The following is a 21,046-nucleotide window of genomic DNA, read 5'->3' on the forward strand; positions in this document are numbered from 1 at the left end:
ATTTATATCATTAAAGTAACTGCCTTAAAGTAATTTTGTCCTTCCATTTCCCAAAGCGTACCGCTTACGGTAATAATGTCATCTTTTTTAACCTCCCTGTACATATCAGGTTCCTTAAGGTTTGGTATACTTATAATGATTGAATACTCAATTCCGTCATCATCTACCGCCTTTGCAGTAACACCATCCTTACCATGCTCTACAGAAAGTACCGTAGCTTTTATGGTTACTCGTTTTTCTTCTGCATTTTCGGGAACTTCAGGCACAACTATTTCTTTCATTTCAGCCTCCTGATTTGTTGTTTCCTCGCCGGATTTCTTATCGTTACAGGCTATTAAATTTACAGCAACCGTAAGGGCAGCTATAATTACAATTCTTTTCATAATGTTTTATTTTTTAGTTGACCAAAGATAATCAACCTCATATCAATAACAAAAAAAGTCCTGCCACTTGGCAGGACTTTTTTAAAGCCTAAGCTTTATATGTTTTAGTGGGCTCCGCCACTTACTTTAGTATTTAAATCAATACCCTGGCTTTTAAGAATACCCTGTACTCTCCAAGCATAAAACACAAGGTAAGCAAAACAGATTACACCTACAATGTAGCTTGTGTGAATACTTGTTGCATCAGCAACAAGACCCTGTATCCAGCTTACAATACCACCACCCATAATCATCATGATTAGGTAGTTACTACCCTGGTTGGTTTGCTTACCAAGTCCGTTAATAGCAAGGGCAAAAATACATGGCCATAATGTACTACAAAATAAACCTATACTTGTAAATGCGTAAACACTTACCATACCTGTTGTAGACATACCTATAATACTGGCAATAATACCAAGTACAGAGAATAATAAAAGCATTTTTGCAGGGTTACCTTTACTGGCAATATCAGCACCAATAAGTACAAGGATAATTACTGCATATACATAGAATGGCTGTAAGTCATGTTCTGCAATGGCATTTACTCCTAAAAATACACCAAAGGCTAAATAAGGAGCTACAAACTTAAGCACTTTCAACATTTTTTTATTTTGAGTAAACACTTCTACCGCACCAGTCCAACGGCCTATCATAAGGCTGGCCCAGTATAACGATACATAAGGAGCTACTTCTTTTGTACTAAAGCCCATTCCTTTTTCAAGGTAAGCAGGAAGGTTACTTGCGGTTGCAACCTCAACACCTACATAAAGGAAAATAGCCACCATACCTAAAACCAGCTGTGGGTACTTTAAAGCCGATTTACCTTTAGAAGTTGTTTCTTCAACAATATCTTCTTCTGTAGCAGGGTGGTTAGGCAGTGATGATACTTTTAAAAGTATAGCTGCCAATAAAAATATACCTCCTAATATAAGGTAAGGAGCTTTAACACTTTCTACACTAACCTCTGTTGAAGGAGATGAAACCGAACCGAAAATCGCAAAACTCACGATAAGCGGACCAATTGTTGTACCAAAATTATTGATACCACCGGCAAGCGTAAGCCTTTGTGAACCTGTTGAAGGCGAACCTAAAGCAATAGCCAGCGGATTAGCAACAGTTTGCTGAAGTGAAAACCCAAGTCCCACAATAAACAGACCAGACAGCATTAATGGAAATGACCCTGTATTAGCAGCCGGATAAAATAATAATGTTCCTAAAGCCGATATTACTAAACCTACTGAAAGGGAATTTTTATAGCCTAATTTATTAACTATATCCTGTTTCATTAAATAAGAAATCCCTATATAAATTAATGAACCTACAGTATATGCTACATAAAATGCAACAGCTACCAGCTGGCTTTGACTTTGAGAAAGCTCAAAGGCTTCTTTGAATACAGGAATTAAGATGTCGTTACTTGCGGCAACAAATCCCCAAAAGAAAAATACTGACACTAAGGGAATAAACTGACCCCAATTTGTGGTCTGTGAATTAGTTGAACTCATAAATGTACTTATTATTAATAGTTGTTATTCTGATTTTTTGATCTCGGTACGCGGACCGATACCGTTATTATTAAATGCTTCTATTTGAAAATAATATGCGTCTGTCCTGTCAAGGCCTGAAAAATAGTATTCGTTTTTACCATATACCATTATAGAGCCATACATCTTATCGGGTGATTTACCAAAGTATATCACATAACCATCGGCATTAGGTTCCTGCTGCCATTTAAACCATACATTCCTTCTCTCCCCTTTCTTTCTTGGTGCCGATCGTAACGGAGCGAAATTTTTAACCTCACCCGGTTTTACTCCCTGCCCTTTACCGAATATTCTTAGTCCGCTAATAGCAAACTTGCCTGTTGGCATTTGTATATTTTCCAGTTTAATGTAGCGTGCTGTTGCTGCTTTTTCAAGTTGTATGTAATCGTGCGGTACATCTTTAGTGTTCTTACTTTTATCTACCAGTACTTTCCATTTCTTACCGTCGTTAGAGCTGTAAATAATATATTTATGCCCCGTAGTGCTTTCGGGTTTCCCCATAATATCCACATCCTGATCGGCATAATTAATCTGGATGGCGTTAATGGTACTTTTTTCGCCAAGGTCGGTAATGATGTACTCTCCTTTATCGGCACTTTTTGCACTCCAGTAGGATTTTATGTCTTCATCAACCGCATAGTTAGGCTGAAAACCTCCCAGTGTAGACGATACCTGTACCGGCTTGTTGTAGTTAAGTAACATCCATCCGGTAAATGAGTTCAGTGCAGTATGATCTTTATGCTGTGAAGGCAGATAGGTTGGATAATCGCCATAAGCCGTATTAGAATACATAACGCCATCGGTATCAAAACCGGCAGGCCAGATACCTACGCGTCTTTCAAAGTTATTTTTTGTAGAGATTACTATGGTAGAAACATGCCAGTAATCGTTGTTATGATCCTGATAGGTAGCACCATGCCCTGCTCCCCTTGCAAAACCTCCAGGTTTGTATGAAAATGGGTTGAACGACTGATATTCAAAAGGTCCAAGTGGCTTGTCGCTCACAAAAACACCATCGGCATATCCGCTAAATTCAGTCCCAGGGGCACCATATTGCAGGTAATATTTTCCGTTATGTTTGGTCATAAAAGCACCTTCCATAAACGGTTGCATAAAAGTATTATCGTTGTATTCGCCAAAACGCTCCCATCCGTGTTCGTCGTCATTAAGGGCTATAAGCGGAATTCGCTCTCCTTCCGGCTGGAATGTTTTCCTGTTAAGCTTTACACCATATATAGGATACAGGTTGCTTGACCCATAGTACAGGTATACCTCGTCGGTATCTTCATCCCAAAATATTTGCGGATCCCATGCACCGGCTTCAAATTTATGAACCAGTTCTTTCCAGTCATCTGTTTTTGGATTGGTACTCATCCATATAGGAAATTCATTACCGTGTGTAGAACCAACAACCAAAAGCGTATCGTTTACATAAGATACCGATGGTGCACAAAGCTCATCATAAACCTTATGTTCGGGTCTTAAAAATTTTCGTGGTATAAACTTCCAGTCAACCATGTTGTCACTATGCCAGTAACCCCATTGGTTAGTAGAGAATAGGTAGTATTCATCCTCAAAAAATGTAATAACGGGATCGGCAGTTGCACGATGCTTGCCCTGAGTTACAAAATTAGGTATAGGGCAATAGCCGTAATCTACATTTATGGGATTACAGTATGTTGTTTGCTGGGCATAGCCCGCAGATATTATTAATAGCGCGATAACTAATGTTACAAATTTCTTCATGTTGATTAATTAACCGGAATTAAATTACGGCTGTACTCTTCTACCCGGTATTGAAGGACAACCGGAGGTACTTAGTTTATAACTAAACGGTAATCGCTTCTGGAGCTAGTGGAACAGCCATACGGCCGATTAAATTTTCCCGCAGTGAACCCTATGGGATAACGTGAATTTTTGTTCGTTAAAAATTTCATAAATATACATATAACACGTTTCACGATAGTAAATTAATATGCTAAAAATTGTGCTAATTTTTGACCAGTATATCAATATTACTTGGCATTATACTGCGTAAATTGCATTTTTAATAAATTCAAAGGTTTTCGGAAGTCGCAAACCTGTATAGGTTATCAAAAAGTTATGGTGTTAAATACCTTTTAATCAATTTTAGCCTTTACCGTGTAAAAACAATACTCCAAAAAGGAATCAGAACCTGGTTTATAATCAAAAGGCTGCCACAGGGGCAGCCTCTTGGTTAAGCAAAAACAAAGTCTAAATTACCTAACTAACACAAATTTATCTTTGGTTTCTGTAGCAGAGCTTCCGCCAACGAATACTTCAAAATCGCCCGGTTCTGCAACAAAATCCATATCTATATTGTAAAAACGAAGATCGTTTGATGATATCTCAAACTCTACCGTTTTCTTTTCTCCTTTTTTAAGAGCTACTTTCTTAAAGCCTTTAAGTTCTTTTACAGGACGTGTAACCGTACCTACTTTATCTTTAATATAAAGCTGTACAACCTCTTCACCATCATAGTTACCTGTATTACTAACCTCTACCGATATTTTTAGCGTATTGTTAAAGTTAATTTGGTTTGAAGATAGTTTAAGGTTAGAATAATCAAACGTAGTATAACTTAATCCGTAACCAAACGGGTAAAGCGGACTGTTATCTACATCTGTATATCTTGATTTGTACTTCTGCTCAGGATCTGTTGGACCTAAATAAGGTCTACCTGTGTTTTTATGGTTATAATAAATTGGCACCTGACCTACGTTTCTAGGGAACGTCATAGGTAGCTTACCACTTGGGTTATTAATACCATAAAGAGTTTGTGCAATAGCTGCACCACCTCTTGTACCAGGGTACCATGCTTCAAGTATGGCATCCATGTTTTCGTTTTCCCACTCAAGGGTTAACGGTCTACCGTTTAGTAATACTAAAACAATAGGTTTGTTTAGTTTTTTCAGTTCTGCAAGAAACTCCTTTTGGATACCAGGCAGATCAATGCTTGAACGTGATGCAGCCTCACCTGTCATGTTTTCAAACTCACCCATTACAGCTACAATAACATCGGCGTTACGAGCACTTTCAACAGCTTTAGCAATCATGCTTCTGTCGTCTTTAAGTATCTCAACACCTTTGTCAAAGCTTACATTTTTCTTGTTTGCCACTTCCATAATACCTTCTTCCACACTCGTTGCATAACCGTAACGGTCGCCCGTTGCAGCCCACGAACCAATAATGTTCCACTCGTCACTTACAAGCGGACCAACAAAAGCTACCTTTTGGTTTTTGTTTAAAGGAAGTACACTGTTCTCATTTTTAAGCAATACCATTGACTCGTTTGCTACATGTAGAGCAGCATCAAGGTATTCTTTTTTATAGATAGTCTGTTTTTCTCTTTTATCGTCACTGTAACGGTAAGGATCTTCAAACAAACCTAAATCGTATTTTGCATTAAGTATTCTGCGGCAGGCATCGTTAATTTGTGCTTCGGTAACGTTACCTTCCTGTAATGATTTTTTAAGGAATTTTAAGTATACAGCACCTACCATGTCCATATCAACACCTGCTTTTAAAGCAAGCTCTCCGGCATGAACAGAATCTTTAGCTACACCGTGAGGTATAAGCTCATTGATAGCCGTATAATCGGTTACAACAAAACCGTCAAAGCCCCACTCTCCTTTAAGCACATCTCTTAAAAGGAATTTGTTTGCTGTAGCAGGCACACCTGCAATCTCGTTAAACGATGTCATAAATGTAGCTACACCCGCATCTACAGTAGCCTGGAATGGTGGCAGGTATGTTTCCCTAAGCACACGTTCGCTCATATCTACCGTATTGTAATCACGACCAGCCTCGGCAGCACCATAAGCTGCAAAGTGTTTTGTACAGGCTAATATGGTATTAAGGTCGTTTAGGTTTGTTCCCTGAAACCCTTTTACACGGGCTATAGCAAGCTGAACACCTAAATAAGTATCTTCTCCCGAACCTTCAGATACCCTACCCCATCGTGGGTCGCGTGTAATATCTACCATTGGGGCAAATGTCCAGTGTACTCCTGAGGCAGCTGTTTCCTCGGCAGCTACGCGGGCAGAAAGTGCAACCGCATCGGTATCCCAGGTAGCGGCTTCCCCTAATGAGATAGGGAATATAGTTTTATAACCGTGGATAACATCGTACCCAAACAGCAACGGAATTTTAAGCCTTGAATTGTCAAGGTTCATTTTTTGAAGTTCTCGTGTATACTTAACACCGGTAGCATTAAGTATAGAACCTACATTCCCTTTTTTAATTTCGTCAATATAATTAACCCCCGCTTTTGGACCTGTAACAGTACCATCGGCAGTAAACTGTACCAACTGACTTATTTTCTCGTCAATGGTCATTTTACCCATCAGTTCGGTAACGAACTCCTCACGGGTTTGTGTTTTTTTGGCATTTTTTCCCTTTTGCGCATAGGCAGTAAGTGAAAAAGCTAATAGTAATAGAGCGGTTTTAGTGTATTTCATTTTAAAGTAAAATTGCATGCTTCTTTTTCACGAATGCATTTTATTGTTTTTTCTGCTTTAGCATCCATTCATAAATTTCGGGGTTATCATAAACCCTCGTCCAGCTGTCATGATTAGCATCATCAAAAATGGTAAGCTTAATATCTTTACAGCAAGGCTTTAGCTTTTTGTAAATAATTTCAGAATAGCTTACATCAACCACATCATCCAGCAGTCCGTGAAATATGCGAATAGGAATATCTTTCACTTTACAGTTCTCAATCATGGGAACCCTGTCTACAAATCCGGCAACGGGTACAAGTGCAGCAAACATATCAGGATGTGCAAAAGCCAGATTCCAGGCACCCCAGCCTCCCATACTAAGACCTGTTAGGTAAATTCGGCTACTGTCTATATCATTAGCCTTTTGTATGCTTTTTATAAGCGAATATAACGCCTCGCTGTTCCAGTATTCCCCTTCAGGACATTGCGGAGCCAGTACATAGGCATCTAACTCGTGCGTTTTTAAATACTTAAACGGACCATGAACCTTTACTTTCTCTAGGTCATTACCCCTTTCGCCCGAACCGTGAAGAAAAACAATAAGCGGTTTAGCTCCGTTTGTATCTTGTGGTTTATATAATAGATAATCCAGCTGTTTTTCCTGCTTTATTTTAATAGAAAACGAACCCTCTTCCGTCTTTTGGGCGAAAGAAGGCACGTTTATTAATAATGCGATCACAGCTGCTTTAAGTAAGCTCTTCATTAAAATCCGTATTTACCTGAATGAAACCCTAATTTGTTTAATCCTTCCTGTACTTCAGGAGCGTTCATGAACAAATCCCAAAGTAACCCTGTACGGTAGTTTTCTATCATTGCTACCATTGGTCCCTGGTCTATAGCCAGGTATCTTTGCGCTGCCCAGTTATCATACTCAGCACTGTGTGCATCATAAAATCCTGCCGGACCCCAAATGGTAGATTTATAGTTCTCATAAAAATTACGCATTGCTGCAATAGACTCTTTAGGTGTATATACTATAGAACTAATTGCTGCAGTAGGAGAAATAACTCCCCTGTCATTACTTGGCATGTGTGCTGTATAGCCTACAGTACCGTCTTCACTACGGGTATATGAAGCCGTAAGCCCCCAGTAGTTTTCACCATAACCTTTATATCCCTTAGGATTTTCAACACAGTATAAATAGTCAATTTTTGTTTGGTTGTAATTTACATCCCAGTAATTAGCATATTTATCGGTTAGCTTATTAGGATCAAGCCCTACATAAGAATAGTGCGCCCAAAATAAAGGTCCGCCAAATTCTTCGGCACCGTTGTGTTTTAAAATTAAAGGCAGGTCGTATTTTACATTATCTGATTTTATTCCGCCACCGTTTCTTGCCCAGCACTCATGATAAACCTCCGGCTTAATAGCATGATCTGGCGAAGAAGCTCCTAATACATAAGTAATAAGGCATTCATTATACCCTTCAAGAGCAAAGTTCATTTCCCAGTTATATTCGGGAGACCAGTGCCAAAAAAGTTTATTCTGGTTATTAGTATACCAGTTCCACTCTACACCTTTCCATAGTTTATCGAATTTTTGAGATAGTGCTTTTTCTTCATCAGTACCATCTTTAAAAAATTCTCTAACACAAATAATTCCTTCACATAAAAATGCGGTTTCCACAAGGTCACCACCATTATCTTTTTTACCAAAAGGCTGTACTTTACCAGTATTACCATTCATCCAGTGTGGCCATGCACCATGAAAACGATCGGCTTTATCAAGAAAATCAGCAATTCGGGTAAGCCTTTCAACACCCTGTTCACGGGTAATGTATTCCTGATTGATACCTGAAAGTATTGCCATTAAACCAAAACCGGAACCTCCTGTAGTTACTACATGAGCATCGTTTTGAGGATAATTACCATCCGGATGATAACGCTCGCGCGCCAACCCTGAGTTAGGTTCGGCATAATCCCAAAAGTATTTAAACGTTTCCTTTTGTACTACATCAACCAGTTGCTCATCTGTTAGTTTTTCTGTAGTTTCTTTCTCTGCAGCGGCTTGTTCTTTCTCTTCTTTAGAACCTCCCCCACAGGCAACAAACAACAAAGCCGGTATGGCTATTACTAAACTTTTAAGACTTGTATTTTTTATTTTCATAGTAAGATATCTTCCCCTCATATCACTATGAGAGGAAGATGTAATTTTATTTATTAATAACCAGGATTTTGAACCATTTCAGGAGTTTGTATCAACTGATTGTAAGGTATTGGGAATAATTCGTGTGTACCTACAATAAACGTTTTACCGTTTGCCTGCATTGCAGCTTCTGCCTGACCCGTTCTAACAAGGTCAAACCATCTGTCGTGCTCAAAAGCAAGTTCAAGTCTTCTTTCTTTCCATATTGCCTGTCTAAGAGCATCGCCCGAAACCCCTTCTACAGGATCAAGACTAACTCTTTCTCTAACAATATTTAAGTTTGAAAGTGATGCACCTGTGTTACCTAGTTCGTTTGCAGCTTCGGCAGCGATAAGGTATATTTCACCAAGTCTAAGTACACGGATATTTTTATCTCCGTCGCCATCTCCGGCATTAGCGCTTGAGTACGCTTTTTCATTATACATTGGGTTTTCAACCGATGCACTTACTTCACGACCGTCAAATAATGTTTCACCGGCAAAAATAATGGTAGCATCTCTACGAATGTTATCACCTTCGGCATTAAATGCATCAAGAAGGTTTTGTGACGGAGTATTGAAGCCCCATCCCCATCCGCTGGTACCACGGGCTCCCTGAGTTTGAGAATATTGCTGTACACCATGAGCTACTGATTCACCTCTAGCCTGTACTTCAAATATAGATTCTGTACCATTTTCGCTGCTTGCTCTCCAAAGCACTGAATAGTCGGTTTCAAGTCCGTACTCACCTGAAGTGATTACAGTTTGAGCCATATCATAAGCTTCCTGCCATTTTTCCTGATACAGGTATACTTTAGATAATAGTGCCTGAGCAGCACCTTTTGTAGCACGACCTAAATCGGCAGCAGCATATTCGCTTTTTTGTGGCAATCTATCGATTGCATCCAGTAAATCCTGCTCTATATAATCATAAACCTCCTGTTTAGAAACCCTGTCTACAAGGCTTATGTGTTGTAAAGGAACATCGCCCCATCCTCTTACAAGGAAAAAGTAGTTGTAAGCTCTAAGAAATTCTGCTTCACCTATTAGGCGGCTTCTGTGCTCATCTGTTATACCTTCATAAGTTTCTGTCAGTTCAATCGCTGCTGTAGCACGACCAATGGCTTTATACCAGTTTGCCCACATAGCACCAAAAGATCCCGAACTACTTGTAAACAGTAACTGATCCAGCTCCTGCTTGTCACCTCCCGTATCTGAAGGTGAACTTCCTTTATCTGCGTTATCAGATAAAATTTCGGTAATTCCAAGGTATGAGAATGCATAATCCCACTCAGTAAGCTGCCCGTAAACACCTATAACAAGTGCGTCTGGAGTAGCCTGATCTGTTGTAAGATCTGCTCTTGAAGTTACATCAAGATAATCTTCACTACAGCCCGCTAAAAAAGCTGCTGCAAAAAACATACAAACTATTTTTCTATATTGTTTTTTCATAATGCCAATTTTATAATGTTAGAGATACTCCAAAGATGAAACTCTTAGTATTAGGATAAGCCGAAAGCTCTATACCTGTAGTTTCTGCCGGTAAACCATTACTGTTAATCTCTGGTGTAAATCCAGAATATTTAGTGATAAGGAACGGGTTTTGAGCTGTACCATAAATTCTGATAGACTCGATACCGTTAAATACCTGGTTAAATGTATACCCTACTGTAATATTGTTGATTCTAAAGTAATCTCCGTCTTCAAGATAATAGCTTGATGCTCTTGAATCTCTGTTAGCACCCGGCTTAGAGTTTGAAGTACCAGGACCTGTCCAACGACCGTTATACATCTCTGTAGAGAAATTCTCACCTCCGTCAATACGTGTACCATTAAGACCATTGTAAACTTTGTTACCACCTACTCCATAACCATCAACAGAGAAATCAATATTTTTGTAGTTGAACCCTACGTTAATACCATAAGTAAATGTAGGTATGTATGAACCGAAATTCTTTTTATCTGCATCGTCAATTTTACCATCACCATTTTGGTCAACATATTTTAACTGACCCGGCTGTGCTCCTGCAATGTGTGGATTAGCATCAATCTCATCCTGAGTTTGCCATACACCGTTTGCCTCATACATCCACCAAGAGTAAATAGGTTGCCCTTCTGTAATCCTTTTAGTTATCTGTCCATTAGCTAAGCTACCACCTGTGTAACCATCGTAAGCAGGTTTAATATTTTGAACTGTGTTTTTGTTGTTAGCAAACGTACCTCCAATAAAGTAGCTAAAGTCATCACCAATAGTATCTCTCCAGTTAAGACCAATTTCAAAACCTTCGTTTAATATATCACATGCCTCATCATAGAAAGAACTACCATAAGGAGAGTTAAGTACAGGAGTGATTAATAAATTAGCACCATCTGTAAGCCTGTGATAATAATCAAAACTACCTGTTAACCTTCTGTCAAGCACTTCAAAATCAAGACCTGCATTCCATTCTTTTGTAGTTTCCCATGATATTGGGAAAGCAGGAGAGCTGTAATAACCACCAAAAACAAGGTCCTGATTTGGCCCGAATACATAGTTGTATGCACCACTAGCATTTCCGGTTGTAAGGGTTTGTGTATTAAATTTAACAGCTGCATTACCAAGCTCACCGTAACCACCTCTTACTTTAAGGAAGTTAATAAAGTTAACATCGCTTAGGAAGTTTTCTTTTGAAAGCACCCATCCGGCAGAAAACGAAGGGAATGTACCCCAGTATTTCCTATTTTCTTTAAATATACTATTACCGTCTCTTCTTATATTACCTGTAAGAAAATACTTCCCGTCATAGTTATACTCAATACGCCCAAAATAAGATAACATATGAGTTGGTGTACTGTAGTTTTGACTAGTTTCAGCTGTATAAGCTGTAGAGCGGTCTATATTCCAAAACTGCTCTTCATAAGGAACATTCCAGTCTTTCACTCTTATAGTGTAAATGTCGCCTCTTTTATCTTTTGTAATACCCCCAATTACTGTGAAATTGTTATTTCCAAAAGACTTGTTTACTGTAAAGAAAGTATCCCAGTTGTAACGGAAACTTTCAACGTTTTCATATTGTAATGAGTTGTTAGCCCATGTTACAGATTCAGGGTTATTTTCCTGATTATCTAAAAACTGCTGTTCCGTTCTTGTAGGATCAGCGGTTAACCAACGCCCTTTAATATCGTTAAATATTCTTGTTTTAGCGAAACTCTTAGTAAGTCCCAGTCTTGAATTAACTTTTAACCAGCTAGTTATTTTAAGCTCTGCATCAAACATCCCCTGTAAATAGTCCATGTTTGTTTCCTCATTTTGATAGTAAACATTTGCTAAAGGGTTACCTATAGAGTTTAATCTACCTATACTCTCACCATCACCTGCCTCATAACCAACAACACCTGTTGTAGTGTTATAAAACGACTGACCAAAAGCACCATTTGCATAATGAGTAGGTACTATAGGAGCCTGTCTGTAAGCATCATTAAACGCGCTAAAAGGTTTTGGGTTTGTTTTAGTGTGCGTGTAAGTAAGATTTTGACTTAACTTAAGTTTGTTATCAAGCAGTTTAAATGAAGTATTTGAACGTAATGTGTTTCTTGCAATTTTTTGTTGGTCAAGAATACCGTCTTCAGCATAATTATTATAGCTAAAGTAATAATCAGCATTATCACTACCTCCTGAGATAGCAATGTTGTTAATTGTAGTTTTACCCAAATCAGTCGTTTCATCTAACCAATCAGTATCATATGGTTGGTTTTCCTGTAAAAAACCTGAAGTTCTTCCCTGGAAAGTAAGGTTTTCGTTAAAGTAAGTTACATACTGGCTGGCATTAGCCATTTCTACTTTATTAAGTAATGATTTTACTGCATATGATGAATTTGCAGTAATATTCATTTTACCTGATTTACCTTTTTTAGTAGTAATAAGGATTACACCATTTGCTGCATTAGATCCGTAGATAGCTGCAGATGAAGCATCTTTTAATATATCCATAGTAAGTATATCACCAGGATTAATATTATCTATACTACTCAAAACAATACCATCTACTACATATAGAGGAGTACTACCACCTACAGCAGTACCTAATCCCCTTACTCTTACAGTTGGAGAAGCTCCCGGAGCATCATTATTAATAATGTTAACACCGGCAATTTTACCCTGTATGGATCCCATAGCGTTATACTGCGGCTGTTTAGTAAACTGCTCAGCTTTAACAGTACCTACAGCACCGGTTAAGTCAGATCTTTTAGTGGTACCGTAACCTACTACCACCACCTCTTCAAGAACAGAGTCTGAACTTGGCTTCATAGCCACACTCATATTAGCAGTAGCATTTACAGTTAGGTTGTCATAGCCTAACATTGAAAAAGTGATAGGCTCACCCTCTTTAGCCTCAATGATAAATTTACCATCTAAATCGGCTGTGGTACTTGTGTTAGATTGTGTAGCCACAATATAAACATCAGGAATCGGTAGTCCGCTTTCATCGACAACCGTTCCTGTTATTTCCTGCGCGTAGGTTATGTAACCACCCAGCATAAGAAATAGCCCAAGAATAAAGTTTTTCATAAATCGATTATGTTAAAGTTAGTTGAGACTAAATTACCAACTATAACGATGTAGTGTTAGCTTTTTAAGTATATCTTAACTACATCATACTACAAAAAAATCAATTTAAAACACTTAATAACAACAAGTTAACATTAAACAAAGTACATCACTAAAACTGTTAATGATGTAGTATTGATGAGTTATAATATGATAAAATAGACCCTTTAAAATTAGATTTTAGATAAAAAAACATCCTCAATTATAGATTAATCATAAACCTATAGAGACTTTCCTCCTTATCTATGTCAAGTTTTTTTCTCAAACGGTAACGATGTAGTTCTACCCCGCGGTAGGAAATATTCATTAACGGAGCAATTTCTTTTGACGATAAATTCATCTTTAAGTAGATGGAAAGCTTAATATCTTTTGGGGTAAGTGAAGGATATAACTTAGACAATTTATCTACAAATTCTTCATGACTTTTAAATAGGTTTTTCTCAAAACTTTGCCACTCATTTTTACTAAGCGAACTCGTTTTTATAATTTTCCTGATTTTAGATTTAAGGTCATCCCCCTCTGCTTTGCTTTCCAACACCTCCTGTATGCTTTCAATCATTTCACTATGCTTGGCTATAGATAATGATTTACCTGCAACTTCAGATGCTTTATTTTGCACCTCCATTTCAAGCATATGTTTTTCATGTTGCTGCTGCCTAAGTTTGTTTTCGGCATCCATCTCTACCTCCAGTATTTCCTTTTGGTGTTTTAGTTCTTCCTCGTGTAACCTGATTTTTTGCAGGTAGCGCACTTTATTCCATCTGTAGTATAAAAAGAATACGGTAGACACTACAATAATATATACCAAAATCATCCAGCCTGAAAAATACCACGGACGGGCAACTATAAAATCAAAAGAAGCTGTTTCAACATATTCCTTACCATTATTATAGTATACCTTGAAATCCTGACTTCCGCTACTAAGGTTGTTAAGAATTACACTTCCGTTTTTAATTGGTATATAATCACCCGAATCATTAAGTCTGTAAAATAAGTCGGGTTTACTGTAACCATAATAATCGGCCACCACATTTATTTCTACCGGTAAATTGTATTTTACTTTAGCTCCTGAAGTAAGAAGTTTTCCGTCATAAAAGCCTTCCAATAATACTACAGCCGTTTTTTTAATGGTTTTTGCATCATTAAAGGTTAGGAATCCGTCATCAAGATTAATAACTAATCTTCCTGTATCTTTAAATACACGGGTATCTTCCATTATCAGTTTACCCTGATAGTACTTTTCAGGCAACAGATGCCATACAAACCTTTCGGCTTCACGTGTTATCAGGTATAAAAGTCCATCCTTAATAACTAAAAACCTGTTATCATCAATAGCCGAAACATCTGAAATATCTTTAAAAGATGCGTTAAACACCGGATTTTGTTCCAGTTTTGCGGTTATACTATTATAGGTATACCAGGTATTATCTATATAAAAGAGTATTTCGTCCCTAAACCTGAATATTTTAACCGCATAGTCATTGTTGATGTTGTTCTTTTTAGAAATATCAGTAAATCGTATTGTATTAAAACCCGAATCGTAAGTTATACGATATAAGCCCCTGTAATTATCGGCTGCCCAAATTTCACCGGGTTTGTTTTGGGCCATATTTTTAAGTGGCTTGCTAAGGCTGTCTATACGTTTATAATCTGATAGATTATTAATATCCCTGTAAACGGCTACCCCTGCATAATTAGCCTGAAAATAAGCATTATCATAATCACTTTTTATAAAACGCCAACCACCGTTTATTGGGCTTTTTTTAATGAAAGAAGTTCCGTTATACACAAACGTACCTCCGTTATGACCTATAATATACTCATCTTTGTGCTTATAAATATCCCAAACCTGATCCTGAGAACCCGGTATAGCTTTTAAACTATTATTCTTATACTCAAACAGTCCGTGATTTGTAGCAAAAAGGTAGTAATCTCCGGTAGCCGATAGTGAATATACCGATCCTAGTACTCCCGAATTGTCCTGAAAAACCGATATGGGTGAGTTTACCTCAATATGGGCAATACCATTATCCAGTCCAAGCCATAAATCGTTTTCCCTGTCAAGTGTTATACTAAGTACAGCATTATTTTTTAAGGTATTTTGCCTGTTAATATTATAATACTCTCCTGTATTTACATTTACTACATAAATCCCTTTAAGTGCAGTACCTATAGCCAGCCTGTTATCATCAATAAACTTTGCACATAGAATTACATTTTGTTTTAAAAGATTGTTTAACGGAGAGTTCCATGCTGTAATACCATTTTCATTCCCTGTAAACACTCCTTTATTTTTGGTAAATACATATATTTTACCTGAAGCCTGATTAAGCCCCATACCATGAATAACATTTAAATTAAGCTCATGCCAGTTTTCAATATGTATAAACTGCTCCCCTTCCATTCTATACACTCCGTTTTGAACAGAGGCTGCATAAACTGTATTACCAAGTAAGTAGCAATAAGAAACTAACGACGGAAATTTTATTCGCTCAATAGTTTTCCCGTTGCTTACATACAAAGCATTAAATGACTGAAAGTATAGCTTATCATTGTGTTTAAATATTTTCCAAATTTCCTCATTATCCCAGCCTCCGGCAAAAACATCTTTCCCTTTAGAGAGAGATACATACTCCATTTTCCCTTCTACCCTATGCCAATAACCAAATTCACGGTATGAACCACTATATATCCTGTCGCCATCAGGATAAATAGACCGTATAATAGTTTTATTAGGAAGTGAATATTTTTCCCATTTTACACCATTATATCGTAAAAAGTAATGATTATTTGCAAAATACAGGGCATTATCATCTCCCTGACAACTGCTCCACACCTGATTATCTCCGTTATAGTCTGACTTTGTAAAGTTCTCTACAAAAGGAAGTAAGTCCTGGGCGGCAAGTTTAATTGTAGTAAATAATAATAGGGTAAGCAGTACTCTTACTTTCATTATGAGGATTGTTTAGCTTACCAAATTTAGCAAACAAATATGTTATAAAAAAAATGCCCCTTAATTATGGGGCACTTCGTTATTCTCATTTATAAAGTCTTCAAGATATTTAAACCTTTCTGTCAGGCTTCCGTTATGTGTTATAAGTGCCCTTTGCAACACCCCGTTAGCATCACCATTAAAGAAAGATGGTATTACATACTCAAGGAACATATGCCCAAAACCTTCGCTTGCGTCTTTTGGTAATTCGCATGGCAAATTATCTACCGCCATAACCGCTATAGCACTTGGATGGAACAAATCGACCTCTTTTTTTTCAGACGGTAAGTAACCGTAAAACGGATTTGCAATAGTAGATGAGCGTATGGTACAGGCTACAGGACCATCTATATCACAGGAAATATCGGCAACTACTTTTATTTTGTTGTCCTTATCTGTAAGCATAGTATTGGTTAATATCGCCGGAGCTCCATTACCATAAAAATGACCTGCTATAAAAATATCGGCCGCTTTAGCATATTTCCCAAAGTCAGACTCATACTTATCGGGGTTTACATAGAAATCCTCCTTAGTAATCTCTTTACCGTCTTTCCTTTTATTATAATCGGTCACATCAAGCTGTGTATACACTGGCTCTGTATAGGTTTTTGTAAGGAAATTTTCAGGCGACACCTCTTTTATCCTAACAGCATCAAGTATAGCCTTAGCCCCTTTACCCACTTTACCTTTACCGGTAAGAACTATTTTTACAGGAGGTAATGTAAGCCTTTTAAGCTTTGTTATCAGCGCCTGTTTATCTGTTAATGTTTCGGCTTTTGGCAAATCAAAAAGTTCATACTTTACCCCAAAAGCTCTAAAACAATTGTAAGCTCCTACTATACCTGCATATTCACCAAAACCTATAAGCCTTTTGTTATTAGCATCAACAATAGTTTCATGATCATATAAATCAATATGCTTATTAATAATAGCCTGTAGTAGCTTTTTATTATACTGTTGTTTTTTGATTGTATGCGAAAAGAAAAAATATTTTTTACCCGGTATAAGTGCATCAACCGGAACTTCTTTAACACCTAATAATATATCACAGTCGGTCAAATCGTCACTTAACTCAAACCCAAGGGCTTTGTATTCCTCATCTTTAAACACCCTTATATCAGATGGTTCCACCTTAATTTCTGCATGCGGAAACCGATCTTGCAGCTCTGCCAGCTCCTGAGGTGAAAAAACTACTCTTCTGTCTGGTGGAGACTTCCTTTCTCTTATTATCCCGATTTTCATGATGGCTCTTTTAACAATGAATTATGTTACTATACTACCCACGAAAACGTTTTTCATGAAATAATATAACTTTATATCCTAAACAGTGTTCAAATATAACAAAAATAGAATGTATGGACAATGGGCAGATTAAAATAAAATTCGTTAAATTTGCAGTCTGTTTGGTATTGTTTTTGACAGTATTTATACAGAAAACTTACTGGGGTCGACTGGTTTTGACAGCAGGTCGAATTGAACAGTAAGCACGCCGAGAAGGAGACGATTCTCGTTAATCCCAAGTCTCAACTTTTTATAAACGGCGAAGAAAACTACGCTCTTGCTGCTTAATCTGAATTATAGTAAGATTTTAAGCCTCGTTCCTACTAGGTAGGAAGGCGGGATTCTCCTGAAAAGCCCTGGTTTATGGCGTTTCGTATAGGAGAACCGTAAAAATAGACCTGGAGACCTTTTTGCTTCGCGGAGGTTTCGAGATTTAAGAAGCTAAGTGGTTTGTGGCAGTTTCCGGCCTTGCAAACTGTCGAAAATCCAAGCGGAAACTAAGCGTGTAGAAAGCTCTTTAATTGCTTGTTTGGACCCGGGTTCGATTCCCGGCGATTCCACAAACAAAAAAAGCCTGCAAATTTTGCAGGCTTTTTTATGATTTAGGTTTTTATTTAAAACTTAAAAACACTGTATCTAAGTTTTACACCAAAAGCCATGGTTTTAATCTTGTCTACGTATTCTGTATTCAGTACACTGTTGTATTTAAAACCTGCTCCACTGTCGTTAACGGTATAGTCTGCCAGCCTGTTCTTTTTATCAGCTATATCGTTTAATCCATAATCTAAATAAAATCCTATATATAGATTACTTTTTCCTACAGACTGTTTTATACCAAGCTCAACCGAGGCAATATAAGTAGGCTTTATGTTTAAATCTCCATTAGCCTGCACATTATTAAACTCCCCAAACCCCATAAAAGCAGGGTCAAAAAGTTCAGCATTATACTGCGGGTAATAACCGCTTGTATAAAGGTTATAGCCAGATTTAAATTTACCCGATAACGGCAGTCCAATCTTGGCTCCAGCTCTTACATAAAAATCATATTCCTGATTTTGATAAACAAACATAATAGGAATATTTATAAAACCTACTGTTTGCTCTTCCTTAAAGCTTCTCATTGAATAACGAAACTCAAAACTCTCCATCTCAAAGTCAGTAGTCTGATAATTTCCCGAAATAACAAAGGCTTTAACTTCAGATTTAAAATGCTGGAATTCGGTACCTAATGATATTCCAAGATTATTATTGAAATTATAGGTATACTCTATTCCAAAGTTAAAACCTGGGGATTGGCTAACATCAGCTCCTTCAACTCCATAATTTAATGATGATCCCGGTCCTCCGGCTATGATTGCTATTTCAGAAAAAGACTTAACCTGAGCTTTCATCTCTCCTGAAAACACTAACCATAACCCTGTAAAGAATATGGCCAATATTTTACAAGATGTTATTCTATGTTTTTTGATATTAAATAATAAACTCATATGATTAATTACGAACTATAATTTTGAATGATTTTTGTAAATTTTCTGTTGTACATATTACTATATACACTCCTTCCTGAATGGTTCCGGGAAGTTTTACAGATGTAAGTTTACCATTTGATTTAACAGTATGAACTATTCTTCCGTTTAAGTCATAGATCTCAATTTGCATATCATCTAACTCAAAACTAGGGAAGTCGACATCAACTATAACCTCTCCTCCTATTCTCGCCGGGTTAGGATATACTCTCATGCTGGAAACATGCTGTAGTACTATATTTGAAACACATGTTTGCAATACATCACCCTCAACAGTGGTAAGCTTTAAATAATATTCGGCATCCGGGTCCAGTAAATCATTAATAGTTTCCCCTTCAGAAAAATACTGCTGATTACCTACAAGATTACCGTTTTTATACCACTCATAAGCTACAAATGAATATCCACCGTTAGTTTCTGGATTATTATTGGCAAGCAAAAGATTATCAAACTTCTGTACAACTACATCAAAAAAGCTAAATCTTTTCTCTACAACAATAGTATAGGTTTGTGTTAATGTCCCGTCCTGAGAAGTAACTGTTACTGTTGCTTCATAAATACCTGGCTTTGTTGTATTTATCGTAAATGTATGCGCTGGTGTTACTATTGCTCCCGGATCAGTTTCTAAACTAACCGTAACAAAATTTTCGGTATCCTCACAGTCAATAAGATGATATATTTCATTAGCAGGATTTTCATGTACTATATCACCCACTGTTATGATACTGATAGCCGAGTTACTACTTGTAATAATTTGCTCCTGTGTAACTGGTGTAGCCGGAAGATAGTTAGCATCACCATCCTGGTGCGCTGTTATTTGCAACACGCCCGAAGTAAGCATGTCTACCCATCCATCGGCAGTAACTGTTGCAGGAGGGTTTGGCGCAGTATAGCTGTAGGTATAATACACTGGCAGTCCTGAAGTAGCTATAGCAGTAAGCTGGAAATCTGGGTCAGTCTCAAGGTTTTTAACCGGAAGAGCATCGAAGATTATCTCTTGTTGAGCCTGTTCTATAGTCAGGGTAGCTGTTATTATAATCGGGTTACAGTTTGGTGCATTCGGAGCCGGAGTTACCTCTGCTGTTAATGTATAAACACCTGTATTAATAGCCGCATTGCCTAAACCGGTATCAGGAGATATAGCATATGCTACGGTAGCGCCTTCCGGCAGGTTGTCTACAGTTATGGCTTGTTCCTCTGTATTGTAAACTAAGGTCTGACTTGTAAACGTTACAGCGTTAATAGCCGACTCGGTTACAATTACATCCTGTGTTTGTGTGGTAATGTTACCATTGCCATCGTCATAACTCCAGGTAATAATATAGTTACCTACTTCGGTATACAGTAATGGGTCGGTTGTTGTAGCGGTAAGTGCACCGGCACAGTTATCAGTTGCTGTTGGCACAGGTATATCGGTAGTAAGCACCTGACACTGCATTGTAATAGCCGGAAGATTTGCTACATCTGCCACTGGTGCTGTGGTATCTTCAATCACTACATTTTGCATTTGTGTGCTGTAGTTCCCGATTTCATCGGTATACGTCCATGTGATTACTGTTGTTCCCTGAGCTGTGATTGGGAAAACAGTATCATTAGTTACCGTTACTATTCCGCCACAATTATCGGTTGCCGTTGGAGCGGTTACATCACTTTCAAGTACCTCACATTGCGCTGTAATATCGGCTAAAGTAGCTACATCTGCTACTGGTGCTGTAGTATCTTCAATTACTACATTTTGTGTTTGTGTGCTGTAGTTGCCGTTTTCATCGGTATACGTCCATGTGATTACTGTTGTTCCCTGTGCTGTGATTGGGAAAACAGTATCATTGGTTACCATTACTACTCCGTCACAGTTATCGGTTGCTGTTGGCGCGGTTACATCACTTTCAAGTACCTCACATTGTGCTGTAATATCGGCTAAAGTCACTATATCTGCTACTGGTACTGTGGTATCTTCAATTACTACATTTTGCGTTTGAGTGGACTCATTTCCATTTTCATCAGTATACGTCCATGTGATTACTGTTGTTCCCTGTGCTGTGAT

The 21,046-nt window shown here is 37.7% G+C and carries 12 protein-coding genes and 1 other RNA gene; 1 reads left to right on the top strand and 12 read right to left on the bottom strand.

All coding sequences use genetic code 11. The features are described 5' to 3' along the window. Positions 1-2 precede the first annotated feature (2 nt). The 10 genes from GN157_RS00950 to GN157_RS00995 form a co-directional block, all read right to left on the bottom strand. Complete coding sequence (locus GN157_RS00950; RefSeq protein WP_157481265.1) at positions 3-383, bottom strand: hypothetical protein; 381 nt, start codon at positions 381-383, stop codon at positions 3-5. 104 nt (positions 384-487) lie between these two features. Beyond that, positions 488-1,930 (bottom strand): MFS transporter, encoded by a 1,443-nt coding sequence (locus tag GN157_RS00955; RefSeq protein ID WP_157481266.1) that lies wholly within the window; start codon positions 1,928-1,930, stop codon positions 488-490. 24 nt (positions 1,931-1,954) lie between these two features. Then, on the bottom strand, positions 1,955-3,715 hold the full coding sequence (locus tag GN157_RS00960) for a family 43 glycosylhydrolase (protein ID WP_157481267.1): 1,761 nt from the start codon (positions 3,713-3,715) through the stop codon (positions 1,955-1,957). Between the two features lie 494 nt (positions 3,716-4,209). After that, complete coding sequence (gene bglX, locus GN157_RS00965; protein WP_157481268.1) at positions 4,210-6,450, bottom strand: beta-glucosidase BglX; 2,241 nt, start codon at positions 6,448-6,450, stop codon at positions 4,210-4,212. Positions 6,451-6,490: 40 nt separating this feature from the next. Then, positions 6,491-7,195, bottom strand: a complete 705-nt coding sequence (locus tag GN157_RS00970) for a carboxylesterase family protein (RefSeq protein WP_157481269.1) — start codon at positions 7,193-7,195, stop codon at positions 6,491-6,493. Next, positions 7,195-8,598 carry a glucoamylase family protein gene (locus tag GN157_RS00975; protein WP_197429376.1) on the bottom strand — a complete coding sequence of 468 codons (1,404 nt, stop codon included), beginning with the start codon at positions 8,596-8,598 and terminating at the stop codon, positions 7,195-7,197. The genes GN157_RS00970 and GN157_RS00975 overlap by 1 nt, the downstream gene beginning before the upstream one ends. Positions 8,599-8,651: 53 nt before the next feature. Further along, positions 8,652-10,067, bottom strand: a complete 1,416-nt coding sequence (locus GN157_RS00980) for a RagB/SusD family nutrient uptake outer membrane protein (protein WP_157481271.1) — start codon at positions 10,065-10,067, stop codon at positions 8,652-8,654. A gap of 10 nt (positions 10,068-10,077) precedes the next feature. Beyond that, entirely contained in the window at positions 10,078-13,164 is a 3,087-nt protein-coding gene (locus GN157_RS00985) for a SusC/RagA family TonB-linked outer membrane protein (RefSeq protein WP_157481272.1), read from the bottom strand. Positions 13,165-13,405: 241 nt separating this feature from the next. Further along, positions 13,406-16,156 carry a histidine kinase gene (locus tag GN157_RS00990; protein WP_157481273.1) on the bottom strand — a complete coding sequence of 917 codons (2,751 nt, stop codon included), beginning with the start codon at positions 16,154-16,156 and terminating at the stop codon, positions 13,406-13,408. A 60-nt stretch (positions 16,157-16,216) separates the two neighbouring features. After that, positions 16,217-17,437 (bottom strand): NAD(P)-dependent oxidoreductase, encoded by a 1,221-nt coding sequence (locus tag GN157_RS00995; RefSeq protein ID WP_157481274.1) that lies wholly within the window; start codon positions 17,435-17,437, stop codon positions 16,217-16,219. Between the two features lie 201 nt (positions 17,438-17,638). Here GN157_RS00995 and ssrA point away from each other — a divergent pair. After that, positions 17,639-18,039, top strand: a transfer-messenger RNA (tmRNA) gene (gene ssrA / locus GN157_RS01000). Between the two features lie 51 nt (positions 18,040-18,090). Here ssrA and GN157_RS01005 read toward each other — a convergent pair. Both GN157_RS01005 and GN157_RS01010 read right to left on the bottom strand, forming a co-directional pair. After that, a complete protein-coding gene (locus GN157_RS01005; RefSeq protein ID WP_157481275.1) occupies positions 18,091-18,963 on the bottom strand; it encodes an outer membrane beta-barrel protein in 873 nt (290 codons plus the stop codon). A gap of 4 nt (positions 18,964-18,967) precedes the next feature. Continuing rightward, positions 18,968-21,046 (bottom strand): T9SS type A sorting domain-containing protein (locus GN157_RS01010; protein WP_157481276.1); only part of this gene is annotated, 2,079 nt, incomplete at its 5' end.

The organism is Flavobacterium rakeshii (assembly GCF_009741375.1).
Classification (GTDB): domain Bacteria; phylum Bacteroidota; class Bacteroidia; order Flavobacteriales; family Flavobacteriaceae; genus Flavobacterium; species Flavobacterium rakeshii.

Coding starts and splice junctions, on each gene's coding strand:
- GN157_RS00950 (WP_157481265.1), bottom strand. CDS start 383: ATGAAAAGAATTGTAATTATAGCTGCCCTTACGGTTGCTGTAAATTTA.
- GN157_RS00955 (WP_157481266.1), bottom strand. CDS start 1,930: ATGAGTTCAACTAATTCACAGACCACAAATTGGGGTCAGTTTATTCCC.
- GN157_RS00960 (WP_157481267.1), bottom strand. CDS start 3,715: ATGAAGAAATTTGTAACATTAGTTATCGCGCTATTAATAATATCTGCG.
- bglX (WP_157481268.1), bottom strand. CDS start 6,450: ATGAAATACACTAAAACCGCTCTATTACTATTAGCTTTTTCACTTACT.
- GN157_RS00970 (WP_157481269.1), bottom strand. CDS start 7,195: ATGAAGAGCTTACTTAAAGCAGCTGTGATCGCATTATTAATAAACGTG.
- GN157_RS00975 (WP_197429376.1), bottom strand. CDS start 8,598: ATGAAAATAAAAAATACAAGTCTTAAAAGTTTAGTAATAGCCATACCG.
- GN157_RS00980 (WP_157481271.1), bottom strand. CDS start 10,067: ATGAAAAAACAATATAGAAAAATAGTTTGTATGTTTTTTGCAGCAGCT.
- GN157_RS00985 (WP_157481272.1), bottom strand. CDS start 13,164: ATGAAAAACTTTATTCTTGGGCTATTTCTTATGCTGGGTGGTTACATA.
- GN157_RS00990 (WP_157481273.1), bottom strand. CDS start 16,156: ATGAAAGTAAGAGTACTGCTTACCCTATTATTATTTACTACAATTAAA.
- GN157_RS00995 (WP_157481274.1), bottom strand. CDS start 17,437: ATGAAAATCGGGATAATAAGAGAAAGGAAGTCTCCACCAGACAGAAGA.
- GN157_RS01005 (WP_157481275.1), bottom strand. CDS start 18,963: ATGAGTTTATTATTTAATATCAAAAAACATAGAATAACATCTTGTAAA.